The 17,354-nt window shown below is 64.2% G+C and carries 22 protein-coding genes; 15 read left to right on the top strand and 7 right to left on the bottom strand.

The window, feature by feature from the left end; all coding sequences use genetic code 11:
• The gene (locus A8V01_RS22950) at positions 1–618 is read right to left on the bottom strand and encodes an SOS response-associated peptidase family protein (protein ID WP_103098582.1); all 618 of its coding nucleotides are present in this window, start codon (positions 616–618) and stop codon (positions 1–3) included.
• 216 nt (positions 619–834) lie between these two features.
• On the opposite strand from A8V01_RS22950, the gene thiC reads away from it, so the two are divergent.
• The 7 genes from thiC (at position 835) to A8V01_RS22915 (ending at position 5,675) form a co-directional block, all read left to right on the top strand.
• Positions 835–2,694, top strand: a complete 1,860-nt coding sequence (gene thiC, locus A8V01_RS22945) for a phosphomethylpyrimidine synthase ThiC (RefSeq protein WP_103098581.1) — start codon at positions 835–837, stop codon at positions 2,692–2,694.
• Between the two features lie 88 nt (positions 2,695–2,782).
• Positions 2,783–3,067: a hypothetical protein gene (locus A8V01_RS22940; RefSeq protein WP_103098580.1), complete on the top strand. Its 285-nt coding sequence runs from the start codon at positions 2,783–2,785 to the stop codon at positions 3,065–3,067.
• Positions 3,064–3,807, top strand: coding sequence for a DUF72 domain-containing protein (locus A8V01_RS22935; protein WP_103098579.1), 744 nt, complete (start codon positions 3,064–3,066; stop codon positions 3,805–3,807). The genes A8V01_RS22940 and A8V01_RS22935 overlap by 4 nt, the downstream gene beginning before the upstream one ends.
• A 63-nt stretch (positions 3,808–3,870) precedes the next feature.
• Complete coding sequence (locus tag A8V01_RS22930; protein ID WP_103098578.1) at positions 3,871–4,464, top strand: hypothetical protein; 594 nt, start codon at positions 3,871–3,873, stop codon at positions 4,462–4,464.
• Positions 4,465–4,503: 39 nt separating this feature from the next.
• On the top strand, positions 4,504–4,806 hold the full coding sequence (locus A8V01_RS22925; RefSeq protein ID WP_103098577.1) for a YciI-like protein: 303 nt from the start codon (positions 4,504–4,506) through the stop codon (positions 4,804–4,806).
• Complete coding sequence (locus A8V01_RS22920; RefSeq protein WP_103098576.1) at positions 4,803–5,201, top strand: DUF4440 domain-containing protein; 399 nt, start codon at positions 4,803–4,805, stop codon at positions 5,199–5,201. The genes A8V01_RS22925 and A8V01_RS22920 overlap by 4 nt, the downstream gene beginning before the upstream one ends.
• Positions 5,202–5,384: 183 nt before the next feature.
• The gene (locus A8V01_RS22915) at positions 5,385–5,675 is read left to right on the top strand and encodes a hypothetical protein (protein ID WP_103098772.1); all 291 of its coding nucleotides are present in this window, start codon (positions 5,385–5,387) and stop codon (positions 5,673–5,675) included.
• Here A8V01_RS22915 and A8V01_RS22910 read toward each other — a convergent pair.
• Both A8V01_RS22910 and A8V01_RS22905 read right to left on the bottom strand, forming a co-directional pair.
• Positions 5,672–6,145: a hypothetical protein gene (locus A8V01_RS22910; RefSeq protein ID WP_146037353.1), complete on the bottom strand. Its 474-nt coding sequence runs from the start codon at positions 6,143–6,145 to the stop codon at positions 5,672–5,674. The two genes, A8V01_RS22915 and A8V01_RS22910, sit on opposite strands and share 4 nt — an antisense overlap.
• 202 nt (positions 6,146–6,347) lie before the next feature.
• The gene (locus tag A8V01_RS22905) at positions 6,348–6,620 is read right to left on the bottom strand and encodes a hypothetical protein (protein WP_103098574.1); all 273 of its coding nucleotides are present in this window, start codon (positions 6,618–6,620) and stop codon (positions 6,348–6,350) included.
• Between the two features lie 258 nt (positions 6,621–6,878).
• Between A8V01_RS22905 and A8V01_RS22900 the strand changes: the two genes are divergently transcribed.
• Positions 6,879–7,370: a COG3650 family protein gene (locus A8V01_RS22900; RefSeq protein ID WP_245892785.1), complete on the top strand. Its 492-nt coding sequence runs from the start codon at positions 6,879–6,881 to the stop codon at positions 7,368–7,370.
• Here A8V01_RS22900 and A8V01_RS22895 read toward each other — a convergent pair.
• Positions 7,367–7,795 carry an OsmC family protein gene (locus A8V01_RS22895; RefSeq protein ID WP_103098573.1) on the bottom strand — a complete coding sequence of 143 codons (429 nt, stop codon included), beginning with the start codon at positions 7,793–7,795 and terminating at the stop codon, positions 7,367–7,369. The two genes, A8V01_RS22900 and A8V01_RS22895, sit on opposite strands and share 4 nt — an antisense overlap.
• 315 nt (positions 7,796–8,110) lie before the next feature.
• Here A8V01_RS22895 and A8V01_RS22890 point away from each other — a divergent pair, with 315 nt between their 5' ends.
• On the top strand, positions 8,111–8,458 hold the full coding sequence (locus A8V01_RS22890) for a hypothetical protein (RefSeq protein ID WP_103098572.1): 348 nt from the start codon (positions 8,111–8,113) through the stop codon (positions 8,456–8,458).
• Between the two features lie 127 nt (positions 8,459–8,585).
• Here A8V01_RS22890 and A8V01_RS22885 read toward each other — a convergent pair whose 3' ends face one another.
• From A8V01_RS22885 to A8V01_RS22875, 3 genes are all read right to left on the bottom strand, one after another.
• Positions 8,586–9,737, bottom strand: a complete 1,152-nt coding sequence (locus A8V01_RS22885; RefSeq protein WP_103098770.1) for a glycosyltransferase family 4 protein — start codon at positions 9,735–9,737, stop codon at positions 8,586–8,588.
• Between the two features lie 159 nt (positions 9,738–9,896).
• Positions 9,897–10,391 (bottom strand): hypothetical protein, encoded by a 495-nt coding sequence (locus A8V01_RS22880; protein ID WP_103098571.1) that lies wholly within the window; start codon positions 10,389–10,391, stop codon positions 9,897–9,899.
• 240 nt (positions 10,392–10,631) lie between these two features.
• Entirely contained in the window at positions 10,632–11,009 is a 378-nt protein-coding gene (locus tag A8V01_RS22875) for a hypothetical protein (protein ID WP_103098769.1), read from the bottom strand.
• Positions 11,010–11,262: 253 nt separating this feature from the next.
• On the opposite strand from A8V01_RS22875, the gene A8V01_RS22870 reads away from it, so the two are divergent.
• From A8V01_RS22870 to A8V01_RS22845, 6 genes are all read left to right on the top strand, one after another.
• A complete protein-coding gene (locus A8V01_RS22870; RefSeq protein WP_103098570.1) occupies positions 11,263–11,532 on the top strand; it encodes a hypothetical protein in 270 nt (89 codons plus the stop codon).
• 163 nt (positions 11,533–11,695) lie between these two features.
• Positions 11,696–12,424 (top strand): response regulator transcription factor, encoded by a 729-nt coding sequence (locus A8V01_RS22865; protein WP_103098569.1) that lies wholly within the window; start codon positions 11,696–11,698, stop codon positions 12,422–12,424.
• Complete coding sequence (locus A8V01_RS22860) at positions 12,424–13,749, top strand: ATP-binding protein (RefSeq protein WP_103098568.1); 1,326 nt, start codon at positions 12,424–12,426, stop codon at positions 13,747–13,749. The genes A8V01_RS22865 and A8V01_RS22860 overlap by 1 nt, the downstream gene beginning before the upstream one ends.
• A gap of 139 nt (positions 13,750–13,888) precedes the next feature.
• On the top strand, positions 13,889–14,578 hold the full coding sequence (locus tag A8V01_RS22855; RefSeq protein ID WP_103098567.1) for a carbonic anhydrase: 690 nt from the start codon (positions 13,889–13,891) through the stop codon (positions 14,576–14,578).
• Positions 14,575–16,116, top strand: coding sequence for a SulP family inorganic anion transporter (locus tag A8V01_RS22850; protein ID WP_103098566.1), 1,542 nt, complete (start codon positions 14,575–14,577; stop codon positions 16,114–16,116). Before A8V01_RS22855 ends, A8V01_RS22850 begins: the two co-directional genes overlap by 4 nt.
• A gap of 368 nt (positions 16,117–16,484) precedes the next feature.
• The gene (locus A8V01_RS22845; RefSeq protein WP_103098565.1) at positions 16,485–17,330 is read left to right on the top strand and encodes a TorF family putative porin; all 846 of its coding nucleotides are present in this window, start codon (positions 16,485–16,487) and stop codon (positions 17,328–17,330) included.
• The last annotated feature ends 24 nt before the right edge of the window (positions 17,331–17,354 follow it).

Here is a 17,354-nt window from a genome sequence, read left to right as displayed (position 1 = left end):
TCAGCGCATGTCCAGCAGCGATGAGGAATAAGGCTGGACAAGCGCTTTCGCCCGGTCCCACCCGCCGCGCAGCCATATGTCCTGCACCGCCGGATCGGGCGGCAGGATCACCGGCATCGTTTCACGCCCCTCAGCCTTGAGCGCGGCGTTCGCGGCGCAGGCGAGAAGCGCGAACGAGGGGATCTCGCTGTCCTTCCAGACCGCCGCCATGGCGAAGACCGGCTGGTCGGCGCAGGAGAACCAGCACTGGCGGCGCTTGCCGTCGGCGGGCGAAGGACGGCCCCATTCCATGAAGGCGGTGGCCGGGATCAGGCAGCGGAATTCGCTGTTGCGCAAGTTGCCGATCCAGAACGGGCTTTCCAGATTGCGCACGCTCAGGATGCCGCGCTGTTCATGGACCGAGGGAGGCGGCGGTACACCCCACAGGCGCGGGATCATCCGGCGCGGGGTGCGATATTGCGGGCGCGGGCCGGCGATCGCTTCTCTGCCGGCGGTGATGACCGGCGCGAACTGCCCCGGCGCGACGTGGCCGCCGGCCCACGGATCGTTGCCCGCTTCCGCTCCGAAATGGCGGGCAACCGCAAGCGCTGCGGCGTCGAGGCGATAGAGCATCGGCATGGTCGCAAGCCTCTAGACCCAGCCAAACCCCGCGTCTATCGTGGCGCCGTCCCCGGGGAGCCAGCAAGTGGCTGAGAGTTGTGGGTATGCTCCACAAGACCCGTCGAACCTGAACCCGTTAGCACGGGCGGAGGAAGTGGAGCGTCGGGTTTGAATGCAAATCAAAGCCCGCAGTCCGTCTCTTTTTCCGTCCCATGGAAAGAAGAGAGGCAATCCATGGCAGACATCAACTCCAAGCTGGAAATAGGCGTAACCACCGGACCCATTCGCGGGTCGAGGAAGATCCATGTCGGTCCCCTCGGGGTCGCCATGCGTGAAATTCACCTTGAACCCGGCAGCGGCGAAGCTCCGGTGCGGGTCTATGACACGTCCGGCCCCTACACCGATCCGGATGTCACCATTGACATCGCCGCCGGTCTGGCCGCCAAGCGCCGCGAATGGATCATGGCGCGCGGCGACGTTGAAGAATACGCCGCGCGCGAGGTTAAGCCGGAGGACAATGGCCAGCTTGGCCCCGATCGCTCTGGTGGCGTCCCGGCCTTCCCCAACGTGGTAAAGCGGCCGCTGCGTGCACGGGCGGGCGCGAACGTCAGCCAGATGCATTATGCCCGCCGGGGCATCATCACGCCGGAGATGGAATACGTCGCGACACGCGAGAACCTTGGGCGCGCTATGCTGAAGGAATATGCGCGCGACGGGCAAGACTGGGGCGCGGCGATCCCCGACTACGTAACGCCCGAATTCGTGCGCGAGGAAGTGGCGCGCGGCCGGGCGATCATCCCCTCCAACATCAACCACCCCGAAAGCGAGCCGATGGCGATCGGCCGCAACTTCCTGGTCAAGATCAACGCCAATATCGGCAACTCCGCCGTCGCCTCGGACGTGGCGAGCGAGGTCGACAAGATGGTCTGGTCGATCCGCTGGGGCGCGGACACGGTGATGGACCTGTCCACCGGCCGCAACATCCACGACACCCGCGAATGGATCATCCGCAACAGCCCCGTCCCCATCGGAACCGTGCCGATCTATCAGGCGCTGGAAAAGGTCGGCGGCATTGCGGAAGACCTGACCTGGGAAGTCTTCCGCGACACGCTGATCGAACAGGCCGAGCAGGGCGTGGACTATTTCACGATCCACGCCGGCGTCCGGCTGCCCTTCGTGCCGCTGGCGGCGAAGCGCGTGACCGGCATCGTCAGCCGCGGCGGCTCGATCATGGCCAAGTGGTGCCTTGCCCATCACAAGGAATCGTTCCTCTACGAACGCTTCGACGAGATCACCGAGATCATGAAGGCCTACGACGTCGCCTACTCGCTGGGCGATGGTCTGCGCCCCGGCTCGATCGCGGACGCCAATGACGAAGCGCAGTTCGCCGAACTCTATACCCTTGGCGAATTGACCAAACGCGCCTGGGAGCAGGACGTTCAGGTGATGATCGAGGGGCCAGGCCATGTGCCGATGCACAAGGTCAAGGAGAACATGGACAAGCAGCTTGAGGCCTGCGGCGAAGCGCCGTTCTACACCCTCGGGCCGCTCGTCACCGACATCGCGCCGGGTTACGATCACATCACCAGTGGCATCGGCGCGGCCATGATCGGCTGGTACGGCACGGCGATGCTCTGCTACGTCACGCCCAAGGAGCACCTTGGCCTGCCGGACCGCGATGACGTGAAGGTCGGCGTCGTCACCTACAAGCTGGCCGCCCACGCCGCCGATCTGGCCAAGGGCCACCCGGCCGCCAAGGTGCGCGACGATGCGCTTTCCCGCGCCCGTTTCGAATTCCGCTGGCGCGACCAGTTCAACCTGTCGCTCGATCCCGATACGGCCGAACAGTACCACGACCAGACGCTGCCCGCCGAAGGCGCCAAGTCCGCCCATTTCTGTTCGATGTGTGGCCCCAAGTTCTGCTCGATGAAGATCAGCCAGGAAGTGCGCGACTTTGCCGCAAAGCAGAACCAGCCGATGGAAACCTTCGTCGCCGCAGAGGAAGCCGAGGCAGGCATGGCCGAGATGAGCAAGGTGTTCCGCGAATCCGGCAGCGAACTCTACATGGGCGCGGGCGGCCGCGAGCACGACTGACGAAAGGTGAAGCGGCCCTTGCGCAACGCAGCGCTTCGTTGCGTGCCCGGCCGATGCTAGGCTGGCGCTTCCCGAGGAGGCGCCAGCCATGCGTAATCCGACTGAGAACTGGATGAAACTTGCCCATGACAGCTACTGGCTCTGGGCCGAATCGCTCATGGTCATGGGGATGCGTACCGCAGACATGATGACGGGCCGGGGCAGCGACCGTGAAAACGCGCTGATGGTTTCGGAAAAGGTCAGCGCCGCAGCAGCGGTGGGCATGATGCTTGCCACTGGCGGTGCTTCGCCCGGAACTGCCCGAAAAGCGGTGCGCCATTACCGCCGCAAGGTTTCCGCCAACCGCAAGCGGCTCAGCCGGAAAGCACGATGAGCGTTCATATCGGCATCGGCGGCTGGACTTATGAGCCCTGGCGCGGGCTGTTCTATCCCAAGGGCCTGCCCCAATCGCGCGAACTGGCTTACGTGGGACAGCATCTTTCCGGCACGGAGATCAACGCAACCTTCTATCGCGGGCAAAGCGCGGCCAGCTTTGCCAAGTGGCGCGATGCGGTGCCCGCGCATTTCCGCTTTGCCCTGAAAGGCAATCGCTACTGTACGAACCGCAAGGACTTGTCCGAGGCGGGGGAAAGCATCGAACGGTTCATGGCGCAGGGGCTTGTCGAACTGGGCGAGCGGCTGGGGCCGATCAACTGGCAACTGGCGGCCACCAAGAAGTTCGACGCGGACGAGATTTCCGCGTTTCTGGCCCTGCTTCCTGCCAGCTACGAAGGGCTTGCCCTGCGCCATGCCGTGGAAGCCAGGCACGAAAGTTTCGACGATCCGCAATTCCATGCGCTGTGCCGCAAGGCGGGAGTGGCGGTGGTGCTTGCCGATTCGCCCAAGTACGCGATGCTGGATGCCTCTGACTGCGCCCCTTTCGTTTATGTCCGGCTTCAGAATGCCGATGCGGAACTGGAACAGGGCTATCCGGGGGATGCGCTCGATCGATGGGCTGAGCGGGTAAGCGAATGGACTTCTGCCGGGCGCGATGTGTTCCTGTTCTTCATCAACGGGGCAAAGGAACGCGCACCCGCTGCAGCAAAGGCGCTGATCGACAAGGTCGGCGCATAGCAGGTGCGCGCTTGCGGCAGGCTATGCGGGCAACCCTGACGGGCCGGGGCCGTTATACGCATCATGAAACGGATAGCTGCCTTTACCGCTCTTGCCCTGCTGCCGCTCGCTGCCTGCTCGTCAGGTCAGGAGGAGCCCGGCGCCACCGCGTCCGCCACTCAGGAGGCTGTGGCCGGCGAAGCCCCATCGTCGCAGGCTCCGCCAGCCGATACCGCCACGCAAGACGCGCAAGTTCTGGGCCTTGAGGGCCTGGGCGATCTGAAAATCGGCCAGCCGCTGCCGAAGGGCAGTTCATGGGCGGTGCGCGGCGCGCAGGAAAGCGACAGTTGCACCACTGTCAGTTCACCGGATTATCCGGGGGCCTATGCCATCGTTACCCAAGGCAAGGTGCGCCGCATCACGCTGGGCGCCAACTCCACGGTGAAGCTGGCGGAAGGCATCGGTGTCGGCGCCAGCGAAGCCGATGTGAAGCGCTGGTTCGCAGGCTTTCGCGAAGAGCCGCACAAATATGAAGCTGCTCCGGCGAAATATCTGACCGCCCCCAACGCGCGTCCCGGCGAGTCGGCATTGCGGTTCGAGATCGGCTCGGACGGCAAGGTCGGCATGATCCATGTGGGTGAGATGCCGGTGCTGGCCTATGTGGAAGGCTGTGCCTGAGGTCTTTTCCGGGGGCGTGATGCCGGGCATGGTCGGGCGATGAACCATTATCTGCTGACCTACCACATCGCCCCGGACTATCTTGAGCGCCGGGGCGAGTTTCGTGCCGAACATCTGCAACTTGCCTGGCAGGCGGTCGGGCGCGGGGAGCTTGTTCTGGGCGGCGCGGTCGAGGATCCGCTCGATACCGCCATGCTGCTGTTCGCCGGCGAAGGGCCGGACGTTGCCGAAGCCTTCGCCAATGCCGACCCCTATGTCACCAATGGTCTGGTAGAGCGCTGGACCGTGCGTCGCTGGGTCACCGTTGTGGGCGAGGGCGCCTCGATGCCGGTCAGGCCATGAGCGAACTGGATATCCGCGCACGCCGCGCCGCGTTCAACCGCGCGATCGCGGAAGGCGATGCGGCGGCGATCGGACCGCTGCTGGCACGAGATTGCGTCATGATTACCGGGACCGACAGCGCCGTGATCGCGGGACGCATGGCGCAAGTGAAAGTGTGGCGCCGGGAATTCGGGCATGAAGGGCGGTTGATCTACGTGCGCACCGCCGAGAGCGTCACTGTGTCGGATGTCGAGCCGATCGCCATGGAGCACGGGCGCTGGCACGGCACGCCGGGCGGAAGAAGTGCAGGGGGCGGCGCGGACGAAGTGCAGGCTGCGGGAACATACGCGGCCAAGTGGCGCAAGTCCGCCGGTGAATGGGTGGTCGAGGCAGAAATCTTCGTGACGTTTTCGTGACGCAGGCGTGAAGCCCGGCGTGAAATCGTTTCCTACCCTGCGTGAGTTCGACTATGGAGCGCACCGCAACCCGGCGCGCCGGTCGAGCGCGCGGGTGATTTCCCGAGGATGTTCGATGTCTGGCTGCCGGCTCGCCGGAGCGCGCGCAATCCTTGCGCGTGGGCGGGATGTGAGGACGTGTCGATGAAGCGGGATATTGCCGGAGAAGCCCTACTGCGCGACACCGGCAAGCTGTGGGTCGAAGCCGGATCGGTTATCGCGCTGCGCACCGCCCGCATCGGCCTGGGCGATCCGGAAGCGGGCGACGAGATGGTCCGCATGGTCACTGAAAAGGTCTGGGCGGGCTGGGAAGTCGGCATGGCGCTGGCGACCGGACAGTTCGGGCATGACCCTGAAACGGTATGCCGTCGTACCGTGAATCACTATCGCCGCGCCGTGCGCAAGAACCTTCGTCGCCTTTCCGCCAACGATTAAGGCGCGCTTTCGGCTGAAATCACGTCCTGCGCGGCGTCGGCCGCGCGCGCTGCGGCATCATCTGCCGCATCGGCGCGAGGCAGGGCCGGGAGCGGCTGCGAATCAGCGGCGCTGGCGGAGGATGCATAGTCCTCGCTCTGGTACGGGGCGTGGTTGCCGTACTGCCGCTGCTCCCACGCATCGTCATCGTAATCGTCCGGTGGGCCGTAGCCGTAAGGTGCATAATCCTGCGGCGGTTCAGGCGGCGGTACCTCTTCGTGAGCGCCGCGTCCGAAAGGCCATGCAGGCGAATTGAGGGCAGAGAGCCCTTCGTCCAGCCACGAACGCTGGGCAGGCGGGGCTTCGTACACCACGCTGCGATTCGCGGCGGGATCAGCGAATTTGGGAAGCGCGCCGGTCGTCAGTGCCGCAAAGGCCGCACCGGCAATACCGCCGATCACAAGCAACAGGGCTAACTTGGCTCCATTCATCGGTGCGGGCCATGGCTGTCTAGCATGGGTTGGTGATACCTTGCCGCAACTGTCGGCCTGCTGAACGCAAAGAAAAAGGCGCCGTCCCGCGCTGTGGGGGACGGCGCCTGGTTCGGCGCTCAGCGGCTATCCGGGCGTTGGGAGAGGAGGATGCCCGGGGAAGCGCGAGCGCGCGATCAGTATGCCCGATCGGTAGCGCCGATTACTCGCCGAGGTGCAGCTTGGCGGCTTCGGCGGTGGTGAACGACACGTAGCGGCTGTTATAGGTGCCGGTCACGCGGCCGCCCTTGACGTAGAGGCGGAAGGGAACGCCGGCCGAAGTCGCGCCGTCGATCACGGTAACCTTGCCCTTCTGGGCCGTGGTGTAGGAGTAGTTGACGCCCTCGTGCGAGAATTCGCGGCTGTCGTCGGCCTGAGCGACGGCGGGCACGGCAAGGAGAGCAACGGCGGCAGAGGCGAGAACAGTCTTGAACATGGCAAAATCCTTAGATTCTGACGAGGCTGGATCGCCTCGGGCGACATTTATCTTGTGCGATGCAGCAAAAGCGGATGTTGAACGGGAGTGCAATTTCAATAGGCGAACCACCTGTTGCAAGTTACGCAACCGTCGATGAATGTGCCTGATTTTTAAGCAAATGGACGATCGGCGTTGGCGGAGGAAAATATGCATGACTGCAAATTAATCCCGTTTTCGTCAGGAAAACGGCCGAATCAGACCCCTCGGAGAGAATCGATGACGCTTGAGAAGTCCTGCGATCGCGCGACGCGTAACGCGCAACTGCGAGTCGGAGGGAAGTCCTCCGGCATCTGCGCAGCTCTTATATATTTCGCAGTTGCAGCATGCCATTCCGCCTCGGACGGCTTGCCGGGCGATCCCGCAGACCATCGCCCGTGGGACGGGATAGACGCGTCCGAAAGCGTGCACTTCGTTGGAACAGAGCCGTTCTGGGGAGGGCAGGTGGCCGATGGGCGCCTGACATATACTACCCCTGACAATCCGCAGGGGGAAACCGTGCCGGTCAGCCGCTTTGCCGGGCGCGGCGGGGTTTCTTTCAGCGGCGAGTTGTCCGCCGGTTCGGCGACGCTTGCGGTAACGCCTGCGGCCTGCAGCGATGGCATGTCTGATGCCCGCTACCCGTTCACGGTCACGCTGAAGATGGGGGAACAGGCGCGCAAAGGTTGCGGCTGGACAGACCGCAACCCTCGCACGGGAGGAGGCGGTTAGTCGCCGAGCGACTTTTCCAGCGTGATTTCGCAGTTGAGCAGCTTGGAGATCGGGCAGCCGGCCTTCGCTTCATCGGCGATGGCAGCGAAATCCTCGGGCGTGATGCCGGGGATCGAGGCGGTGAGGGTCAGCGCTGACTTCGTAACGGAAAAGCCGTCACCGTCCTTGTCGAGCGTCACGGTGCATTGCGTGTCGAGCGTGCCTTCCGCGTGGCCGGCACGGGCCAGCGCAAAGCTGGTCGCCATGGTAAAGCAGGCCGCATGGGCAGCGGCGATCAGTTCTTCGGGATTGGTGCCGGGCTGCCCTTCAAACCGGGTGCCGAAACCGTAGGGCTGCTCGGACAGTACGCCCGAACGGGTGGTGATGGATCCCTTGCCGTCCTTGCCGAGACCGACATAGCGGGCGGAAGCGGTATTGGTGGTCATGTGAGTTTCCCTGGCTGGCAGCGCCCGAAGGTGGCGCAGGCAGCAACGCCGACCTCGCGCGATGGTTCCGATGCCCGTGCTTTGTAATTCGCCGGGGCGATGCTGCGCCGGGAAATGCCGCGCGGGCGGGGCAGGGCCGTCTTGCTGGCGGACGCCGCCCCGGCATTGTGCACCGCAAAAGCGCAGTAATCCTAAGCTAATTGAGGATTGTTCGTTTTGTGGAAGCGATCGTGCATGATACGCCTTGTGCATACGAGATGACGGTCCGCGAAGACGGTGCCGCACCGATAGAGGATGCCAAGGAGCAGTTTCGTCATGAAGCGATTCCTCACAGCTCTGCAGGCAGGGTTTGTTCTGTCGGCAGCACTAACGGCTATGGCGCTGGCCGATACGGGCCATGCCGCCGAAACGTCGGTGGAAGCCGGCGCCATGACCGGTGCGTACTACATGCGCGACACTCTGGTTCCCCGAGCGGACGATCTCGCCCTAATCCAGCGCAAGCCGGCGCTCTACCTTGCCAGTTTCAACGACGGCATGGCGACGGTGGCCTATTCGCTGGAGAACGGGCGGATCGTCTATCGGGTCGTGAGTGGAGAGATCGGGGACGATGCCCGTGCCGAGATCGACCGGGCGCTGGTCCGTTTGCAGCGCAAGATCGCATGACGGAATAAAAAGAGAAGACACAGGGAGAACGAGCGCAAGGGTCGGCTGGCCCCTTGCGCAGAGCCGAGGAAGGGGAGAAGCGCAAGGCGCGGCGGGGGACACCGCCGCGCCTTGTTCTTTCGTCTACTCAGGCGCGCGCTTTCTGGCGGATGAGGCGCACGTATGTATCGGCGACCGCCTGATTGATCCGGTCCCAGCTGAATTCGGCGGCGCGGGCGACCCCGGCCTGGCCATGGGCGCGGCGCAGGTCGGCATCCTCGGCGTAGCTCTTCAGAGCCTCTGCGAACTGGTGAACGGCGCCGGGCGGGATCAGACGGCCGGACACGCGCTCGTCGACAAGGCTTTGGCTGCCGGTTGCCGCCGCAGCGACAACGGGCAGTCCGCAAGCCATCGCCTCAAGCGTGACATTGCCGAAGGTCTCGGTCACGGACGGGTTGAACAGCACGTCCATCGAGGCCACGGCGCGGCCAAGGTCGGCGCCACCCTGGAAGCCGACGAAAGCAGCGCCCGGCAGGCGTTCTTCAAACCATTCGCGCGCTGGCCCATGACCGACGACCATCACCTTGTGGGCCACGCCCTTGCGGCGCAGCTCATCGACAGTGTCGGAGAACACATCGAGGCCTTTTTCCATGACGAGCCGGCCCAGAAAGCCGATTGCCACTTCATCGTCCGCGATACCGTGGCTGCGACGCCATTCAAGGTCGCGGCGGCCCGGATTGAACATCTCGTGATCCACCCCGCGCGACCAGATCGAGACGTCGTAGTTCATCCGCTGTTCGCGAAGCAGCTGCGCCATGCTTTCCGAAGGCGCGACAAGCGCGTTGCAGCGGCGGTAGAACCGGCGCAGGATCGCTTCGATGACCGGCTCGCCCCAGGCCATGTTGTAGTAGCGCAGGTACGTTTCGAACCGTGTGTGCACTGAAGCCAGCACCGGAAGGCTACGGCTGCGCGCCCAGGTTACGGCCTGATGGCCCACCGGATCGGGCGACGATACATGCACGACATTGGGTTTGAATTCAGCAAGATCGCGCCGCGCCTTACCCGAAATGGAGAACGGGAAGCGATATTCCGGGCGACCGGGAATAGCGAAGGAACGAACCCCGATGAGGTCGCCGGTAGGCTCGAATGCCGGCTTCGCCACGGTGGGCGCATAGACCCGCACTTGCGCGCCCTGCCGCAAAAGATAGCCAACAAGACGGTTCAGGGCCTGATTGGCACCGTCGCGGACGTAGTTATAGTTGCCCGAGAACAGGGCGATGCGCAGGTCTGCGGTGTCCATGATGGAGGGCCCCATAGCCGTACCGACTGCGCTTGGCGAGGGGTGGATCCGCTTGCATCCCCGATGGGCTTCAAACCGGCGTCGGACAGGCCGGCAAAAGCAAGATCGGCGAGCGTTTTGAAACGCCCGCCGATCTTCCTGTTTTGTCCGTGAAAGCCCTCAGCGGCGCCAGTCGCGGCGGTCGCGCCGATCATGACGGTCCCAGCGGCGGTCGTCGCGGCGATCCCAACGGCGGTCACGGCGGTCGTAATAGCGATTATCGCGCCAGTCCCGTCCACGGTCCCAGCGATTGCCGCGATCACGCCAGCGGTCCCGATGCCAGGGCTGATAGTATCGGTCGTAATACCGATCGCGGTAATAGCGGTTAGGCGAGCCGGCATAGTAATAATAATAGCCGGGGCGATCGCGCACGGTGACATAGCGGCGCGATCCCCAGTACCCGCGATCGTAATAGCGCCGGTCATCGCGGTCTGCGATTGCAGCGCCAAGCGCCAGGCCGATCACGCCCGCACCGATGGCGATGGCGGCGGTATCGTCACCGCGACCGTAATAGCGATCACGCGCCTGGGCGGGCGATGTGGTCGCCAGCACGGATGCGGCAAGCGCAGCCCCCAGTGCCAGCTTTTTCCCGAATGACTTCAACTTGGTATTCATGACTTGGCGTCTCCCTTTCCGGGCCAACCGAGTAACGGCGGTTGCGGTGGGCACGTTGATCACGTGATGGCGGGAGCGGACTGAACCGGGTCTGAACTTGTCGCGAGATGTATCAGGCATGCGGCGAACCGTTTGGCTGACGCATAAGAAAGACGCCCGGCCAAGGGGGAGGGCCGGGCGTCTCGCGGGGGGCGGACGGAGGAGGTATCCGACCCCGTCGGTGGCTGGTCTAATCCGTGATCAGTAACCGCGGCGCCAGTCGCTACGGTCGCCGTAGTAGCCCCTGCGCTGGTCGTCGCGGTGGTCGCGGTTGTAGCGTTCGTACTCCGAGCGAGAGAAGCGGCGGCCGTCGCGGTTCCAGTAGTAGCCATCGCGGTAGGACCAGCTCGAACCGTAGTAGCTGCCGTCGTAACGTCCGTCGTGGTAATAACGGTCGTTGTCGCGGCTGGACGATGCTGCGATCGCGCCCACGGCAAGGCCCAGAATGCCCGCGCCGATGGCGATGGCGGCGGTGTTGTCGTTGCCACGGTTCCAGTCGCGCGCCATTGCGGGCGTGGTGGTGGCAAGAGCCGTTGCGGCAAGGCCGGCTGCAAGAGCGGTCTTCTTGAATATGGTCATGGCTTCAACTCCTTGTTCGGGGTGGCGGATCAAGGAAGCCGTTGTCCCCGTGTGAAGTTTGGTATAGCCATCACCTTCTGAACCGGATCGAAGCAGGTCTGGCAGAATCCATTCACGTTTGTGCGCAATTGTATGAACGAGCATCGCCTGAGGTGAAGCTTGAATGGGAAATGTTTCGTCACGCCGCGGCCCGGAGCGCGAAACACATTCCTCCCAATCTGGTGTCAACGTATTACCAGATTGGACAAACCCTATGATTTCCGCCGCTCTTATCGCTCTCGTTTCCTTATCCGCACCTGTATCGTCGCCGCTTGCCTATGCCGGAGATAGCGTCGCTGCATCCAAGGGCCATCCGGCGGTCGCCGTGCGTGGACAGGGCAAGGCATCGGCTCCCACGGTCTGCCACCCCGATCCCACCAAGGGGCGGGCATGCCGTCACGCCATCGTTCAGGCAGAGCAGGCGGAACGTCCTGTGCTGGCCGTGGCCGATGCGCCGGTGGCCAAGGCGGTAGCCAAGGACTGATCGCGCCCGTCACATGCTTACGGCCCCGGTTTTCGGGGCGAAGGATGGTGACAGGACATTTTGCGACCGGCGCGGTTTGCGTGACCGCGCCGGTCGCCTATAGACAGCAGAGACAATCACCACGATGACGGTCGCCCCCCGCTACAGACTGCCGCAAGAGACGATGACAACTCCTCCCACCATTCTTCTCGTCGAGGACGACGGCGCACTGCGCACCCTGACCGCGCGGGCCTTGCGCCAGAGCGGCTTCAACGTGCTCACCGCCGCCACTGGTGCGGAAATGTGGGTGACCCTGCGCGAAGCGACGGTGAACCTTGTCGTGCTGGACATCATGCTTCCGGGCACCAGCGGTTTCGACCTGTTCCGCCGTCTGCGCCGCGAAAGCGATGTGCCGATCATCTTCGTCAGTGCGCGCGGCAGCGAAGAGGACCGCGTGCTGGGTCTTGAACTGGGTGCGGACGATTATCTCGCCAAGCCGTTCAGCACCCGCGAACTGGCGGCCCGCGTCAGCGCGGTCCTGCGGCGCGGCGGCGGCCTCGATTCGACGAGCGAGCCGGTTCCCGAGATGCGCGCCGCCGATTCGATCCGCTTCGATGGCTGGGAAGTGTCGATGGCGCGCCGCGAACTGCGTTCGCCCAGCGGCGCGATCGTGGACCTGACCGGCGCCGAATTCGATCTGCTGTCCACGTTCCTGGGTTACCCGCAGCGCGTCCTTGGTCGTGAACGCCTGATGGAATTGTCCCGTTCGCGGATCGGGGACAGTTCGGACCGTTCGATCGACGTGCTGGTCAGCCGCCTGCGCCGCAAGCTTCAGGCCGAAGGCGCCGATTCGCCGATCGTCACCGTTCGCGGCGTCGGCTACATGTTCAAGGCTGAAGTGATCCGCAGCTGATGGCAGGCAGGCTCGTCGCCCTGTTCAGGCGGATGGGCCTGCCCGAACGGCTGCTTGCCGTTTTGCTCGTGGTCGTGGTCATCGACTTCGTAGCGAACTCCTTCCTGTTCGAACGCGTCGATTCCTTCATGCTGCGGCGTGACGATGCCGAACGGATCGCGGAAAACCTGGTGCTGGCGCGCCGCACGCTCGAACACGCCGGCGCGGATGAGCGTGACCAGATCGCGCATGTCCTCAGCACCGACCGTTTCCAGTTGCACTGGTACGCGCCGGGTGCTCGGCGGCGGGGCTCTCTGGGCCTGACCAACTTGCGTGAGCAGGTCGTCGCCCTCCAGCCCGAACTGGCCATGGCCGACCTTGAGCTTCATCTTCAGCAGATGCCGGGCAAGGGCAATATCGGCGGTTCCATCCGGCTTTCAGACAACAGCCTTGTCCGTTTCCACACTCACGCCAATGCCGCCTGGAAGCTGACGCTGGGGCGTATCGCCGGGCTGGTCTTGCCTACGCTGCTGCTTTTCGCACTGGCCTGGGTCCTGGTGCGCACCACGCTCAAGCCGTTGCGCACGCTGATCGGGGCGACCCGCCATCTCGGCTCCGGTCCGCCGCGTCCGGTGCCTGAACGCGGGCCGGACGAACTGCGCGAACTCATCCGCGCCCTCAATGAAATGCAGGAGCGGATCCATCAGTCGCTGGTCGATCGTACCCAAACGATGCTGGCGATCGGTCATGATCTGAAGACGCCGCTGGCCCGGATGCGCCTGCGGCTGGACGACGAAAGCGTCGATCCCGAAGTGCGCGACGGCCTGAATCACGACATCGACGAGATGCGCATGCTGCTCGATTCGATTCAGGCTTATGTCGACAGTGACGGGCGATCGATCCCGGCGGAGCGTATCGACATTGCGGTCATGGCCGAAACGCTTGTCGACACTGCGGCCGATCATGGCGCCAACGCCACTTATTCCGGTGTCGCCAACCTTGAAGTGAAGGTGCGTCCGGTCGCGATCCGGCGCGCGCTTTCCAACCTGATCGAAAATGCACTCCATTACGGGGGCAATGCCCGTGTCAGCGTGCGGCGTGATGGCGGCGGGGTAGAGATTATCGTCGATGACGATGGGCCGGGCATCCCGGACGATCGCATCACCGATGCACTCCAGCCTTTCGTCCGCCTCGACACGGCGCGGGCGCGCGATACTGCGGGAATGGGCCTTGGTCTGCCGATCGTGCGCAAGGCGGTGCGCATGGAAAACGGCACGCTGGATTTGCGCAATCGGCCCGAAGGCGGCCTGCGCGCAACCATCCGCCTGCCTCTGGGGATGGACTGAAAACGGCGTCGGATGTGCTGCGGGGCAGCAAACTTTCGTAACGCAGGCGCACACAGAGCGACAACGACGACACCTAATTTTTCCAATGTGAGCCGCAGTGCGAGCACTGACGGCCGAGGAAAAACAGAAAGGTGTTCACATGAACGAACTCATCGGTCGCGTCTTCAACTTCGAGAAGACCCTTTTCCCCGCCGCCAGCGAGCTTTTCGGCAAGCTGACCACGCATGGTCAGTCGCCCAAGGCGCTGATGATCTCGTGCGCCGATTCGCGCATCGTTCCCGAACAGATCATGCAGGCAGAGCCCGGCGACCTGTTCGTCTGCCGTAACGCCGGCAACATCGTGCCTCCCTATGCAACGCAGAACGGCGGCGTCACCTCCACCGTCGAATACGCCGTGATGGCGCTGGGCGTGCGTGACATCATCGTTTGCGGCCATTCGGACTGCGGCGCGATGAAGGCGCTGTCGGACCCCACCGGCCTTGAAACGATGCCGAACGTCGCCGCCTGGCTCAAGCACGGCGCCGCGGCCGAGAACATCGTCAGCAGCTGCCATTCGGACCTCGACGGCAAGGAGCGCGTCCGCGCGATCACGCTGGAGAACATCATCGCGCAGATCAGCCACCTGCGCACGCACCCCTCCGTCGCGGCGGCGATCGCCAAGGGTGAGATGACGCTGCACGGCTGGATGGTCGACATTCACGCCGGTCAGGTGCTGGGCCTTGATGGCGACAGCGGCGAATTCGTGCCCCTGCGTGAAGATCGTGACCTCCCGGTCGCTCTGGCAGCGCGCAAGCGCTTCGCCACCGAATTCGCAGAAGCGGCAGAATGATCCCCCCGCCCGCCAGCACGGGAGAGGGCCGCTCCGGCCTGTTCTCCCACTTCGGTCGGGATTTCACGGCGTCGATCGTCGTGTTCCTGGTTGCCATGCCGCTGTGCATGGGCATCGCCATCGCGTCCGGCGTGCCCCCTGAGAAGGGGCTCGTCACCGGCATAATCGGTGGCGTGGTCGTCGGTCTGCTGGCGGGCTCCCCCCTTCAGGTCAGTGGTCCGGCGGCGGGCCTTGCCGTCATCGTCTTCGAGTTCGTTCGCGAGAACGGGCTCGAAGCGCTTGGTCCGGTGCTGCTGCTTGCCGGCGTGCTGCAGCTGATCGCCGGTGCGCTGAGGCTTGGCGGTCTGTTCCGGGCGATCAGCCCGGCCGTCGTCCATGGCATGCTTGCCGGGATCGGCGCGCTGATCGTTATCGGTCAGTTCCACATCCTGTTCGATGCCAAGCCCTTGTCCAGCGGGTTGCAGAACCTTGCGGCGATGCCCGCGCGCGTCTTCGGCCTCGACTTCTCGAACGCTGCCGCGACCGAGATGGCGCTGCTGGTCGGGGTGCTGACGATCACCGTGATGCTTGCCTGGGAAAAGCTGCGCCCCAAGTCGATGGGCCTGGTTCCGGGCGCGTTGCTCGGCGTGGTTTCGGCGACGCTGGTGGCGTGGGGCCTTGGTCTTGATGTTGCCCGCATCGAGGTTCCTGCCTCGATCTCCGCAGCTTTCAGCCTGCCCACCAGTGCCGAATGGTTTGCCCCGCTGGGCCGTCCCGCGCTGATCGTGGCCGCGATTGCGATAGCCTTCATCGCCAGCGCGGAAACGCTGCTGTCGGCTGCGGCGGTCGATCGCATGCACGACGGCGTGCGCACCCATTACGACAAGGAACTGCGCGCGCAGGGCATCGGCAACTTCCTGTGCGGCGTCTTCGGCGCGCTGCCGATGACGGGCGTGATCGTGCGTTCGTCGGCCAACGTGCAGGCAGGCGCACGGACCCGGTTGTCGACCATCCTGCACGGCGTATGGATCCTTGGCTTCGTCGCCCTGCTGCCCTGGCTGCTGCGCGAAGTGCCGATGGCGGCGCTGGGCGGTGTCCTGGTGGTCACCGGCTGGAAGCTCGTCAGCCTCAAGCACGTGACGCACCTGTTCAAGGCGCATGGTCCGCTGCCCGCTGCGATCTGGGCGGCAACGTTCGTCCTGGTGGTTACCACCGACCTCCTGACCGGCGTTCTTGTCGGCCTGGCGCTTTCGGTCGTGGAACTGCTGCCGCACTACAAGCACCTGTGGCTCAAGGTGGCCGAGCATGACGAAGGTGAGGCCACGCGCGTGGAACTGCATGGCGCGGCGACATTCGTTCGCCTGACGCGCCTCAATGCCGTTCTTGAAAAGCAGCCTGCCGATCGTCCTGTCCACCTCGATCTCGGTCGGGTGCGCGCGATGGATCACACGACTGCGGAGACGCTGTCCGAATGGATCAGTCGCCGCCGCAAGGGCGGACAGCTTGACCGGATCACCGGCCCCGCTGCGATCCTGCGGCCTTTGCCGCTGCCGGTCTGACATCGGGCGAGACATAAATACACCTGGCGGGCCGGGACCCTCACACCCGGCCCAGCAAACCTTCCGGGCGGAGCGCACGCGCTTCCGCCCGGCTTTCTTTTGCGGATACGAGGGCCATTTGGCCGCAGAGCGAACGTCGGGCGATTAAAACTCGATAATATCGTGCCGGCGTGCTTGTGTGTCTATCCAATCACACCCGTTGCGCGATCGCTTCTGGCAACAGTTCGTTACGATATGGAAACGATGAAGACGCGGCTTCTTCATATTCCTTAGCAGCCGGCATGAAACGGGCTCGCCACGCAGCGGAGCCCGGCTTGCAGGCCGCAGGACGGAACATGCTACAACAGTAACATGAGGGTGTTCCGACTATGAAGTTTCGTCTCTTTGCCGGCGTCGCCGGCCTCGCAGCTGCATTCGCTGCGACTCCCGCGATGGCGCAGGAGGAAGCCCCCAGCGAATTCACCGTCGCAGGCAGCGTCGCGCTCGTCACCGATTACCGCTTCCGTGGCGTTTCCCAGTCCGACAAGGAACTGGCCGTGCAGGGCGGCGTGTCGGTCACCCATGCCAGTGGACTTTATGTGGGCACCTGGGGTTCGAACCTTTCCGGTTGGGGCACCTTCGGCGGTTCGAACACCGAACTCGACATCTATGGCGGTTTCGCGGCTGAAGTGACGCCGGGCCTGAAGGTCGACGTGGGCGTGACCTGGTACATGTATCCGGGCGGCGCTTCGGAGACGGATTTCGCGGAGCCCTACGTCAAGGTTTCGGGCACGGTCGGCCCGGCCAGCCTGCTGGTCGGTGCGGCTTATGCGCCCAAGCAGCAGGCCCTTGGTCGCTGGTACTACGACGCTGACGCCTATGCGGACGGCGTGCCGGATGCCCCCGGTGCCAAGTCGGACAACTTCTACCTCTGGACCGATGCCAGCGCAGGGATTCCCAACACGCCGGTGACCCTCAAGGCGCACCTTGGCTATTCCGACGGTAACGCGGGCCTTGGCCCCAATGGCACCAGCGTTGCGCCGACCGGCAGCTATGTCGACTGGATGCTGGGCGCCGATCTTGCCGTAGGGCCCGTGGTGCTGGGCGTGGCCTATGTCGATACCGACATCTCGAAGTCGGAATCGGCTTATCTGCAGCCGAACTTCTCTTCGACCAAGAACGGCTCGACCATCGCCGGATCGACCGTCGTGTTCTCGCTGTCCGCAGCGTTCTGATCACAGCCGTATAACGGGAAAGGG

Source organism: Novosphingobium guangzhouense, from assembly GCF_002896965.1.
Classification (GTDB): Bacteria; Pseudomonadota; Alphaproteobacteria; order Sphingomonadales; family Sphingomonadaceae; genus Novosphingobium; species Novosphingobium guangzhouense.
Note: the sequence above shows the minus strand (reverse complement) of the source record. Positions and strands in the feature narration are given on the sequence as shown.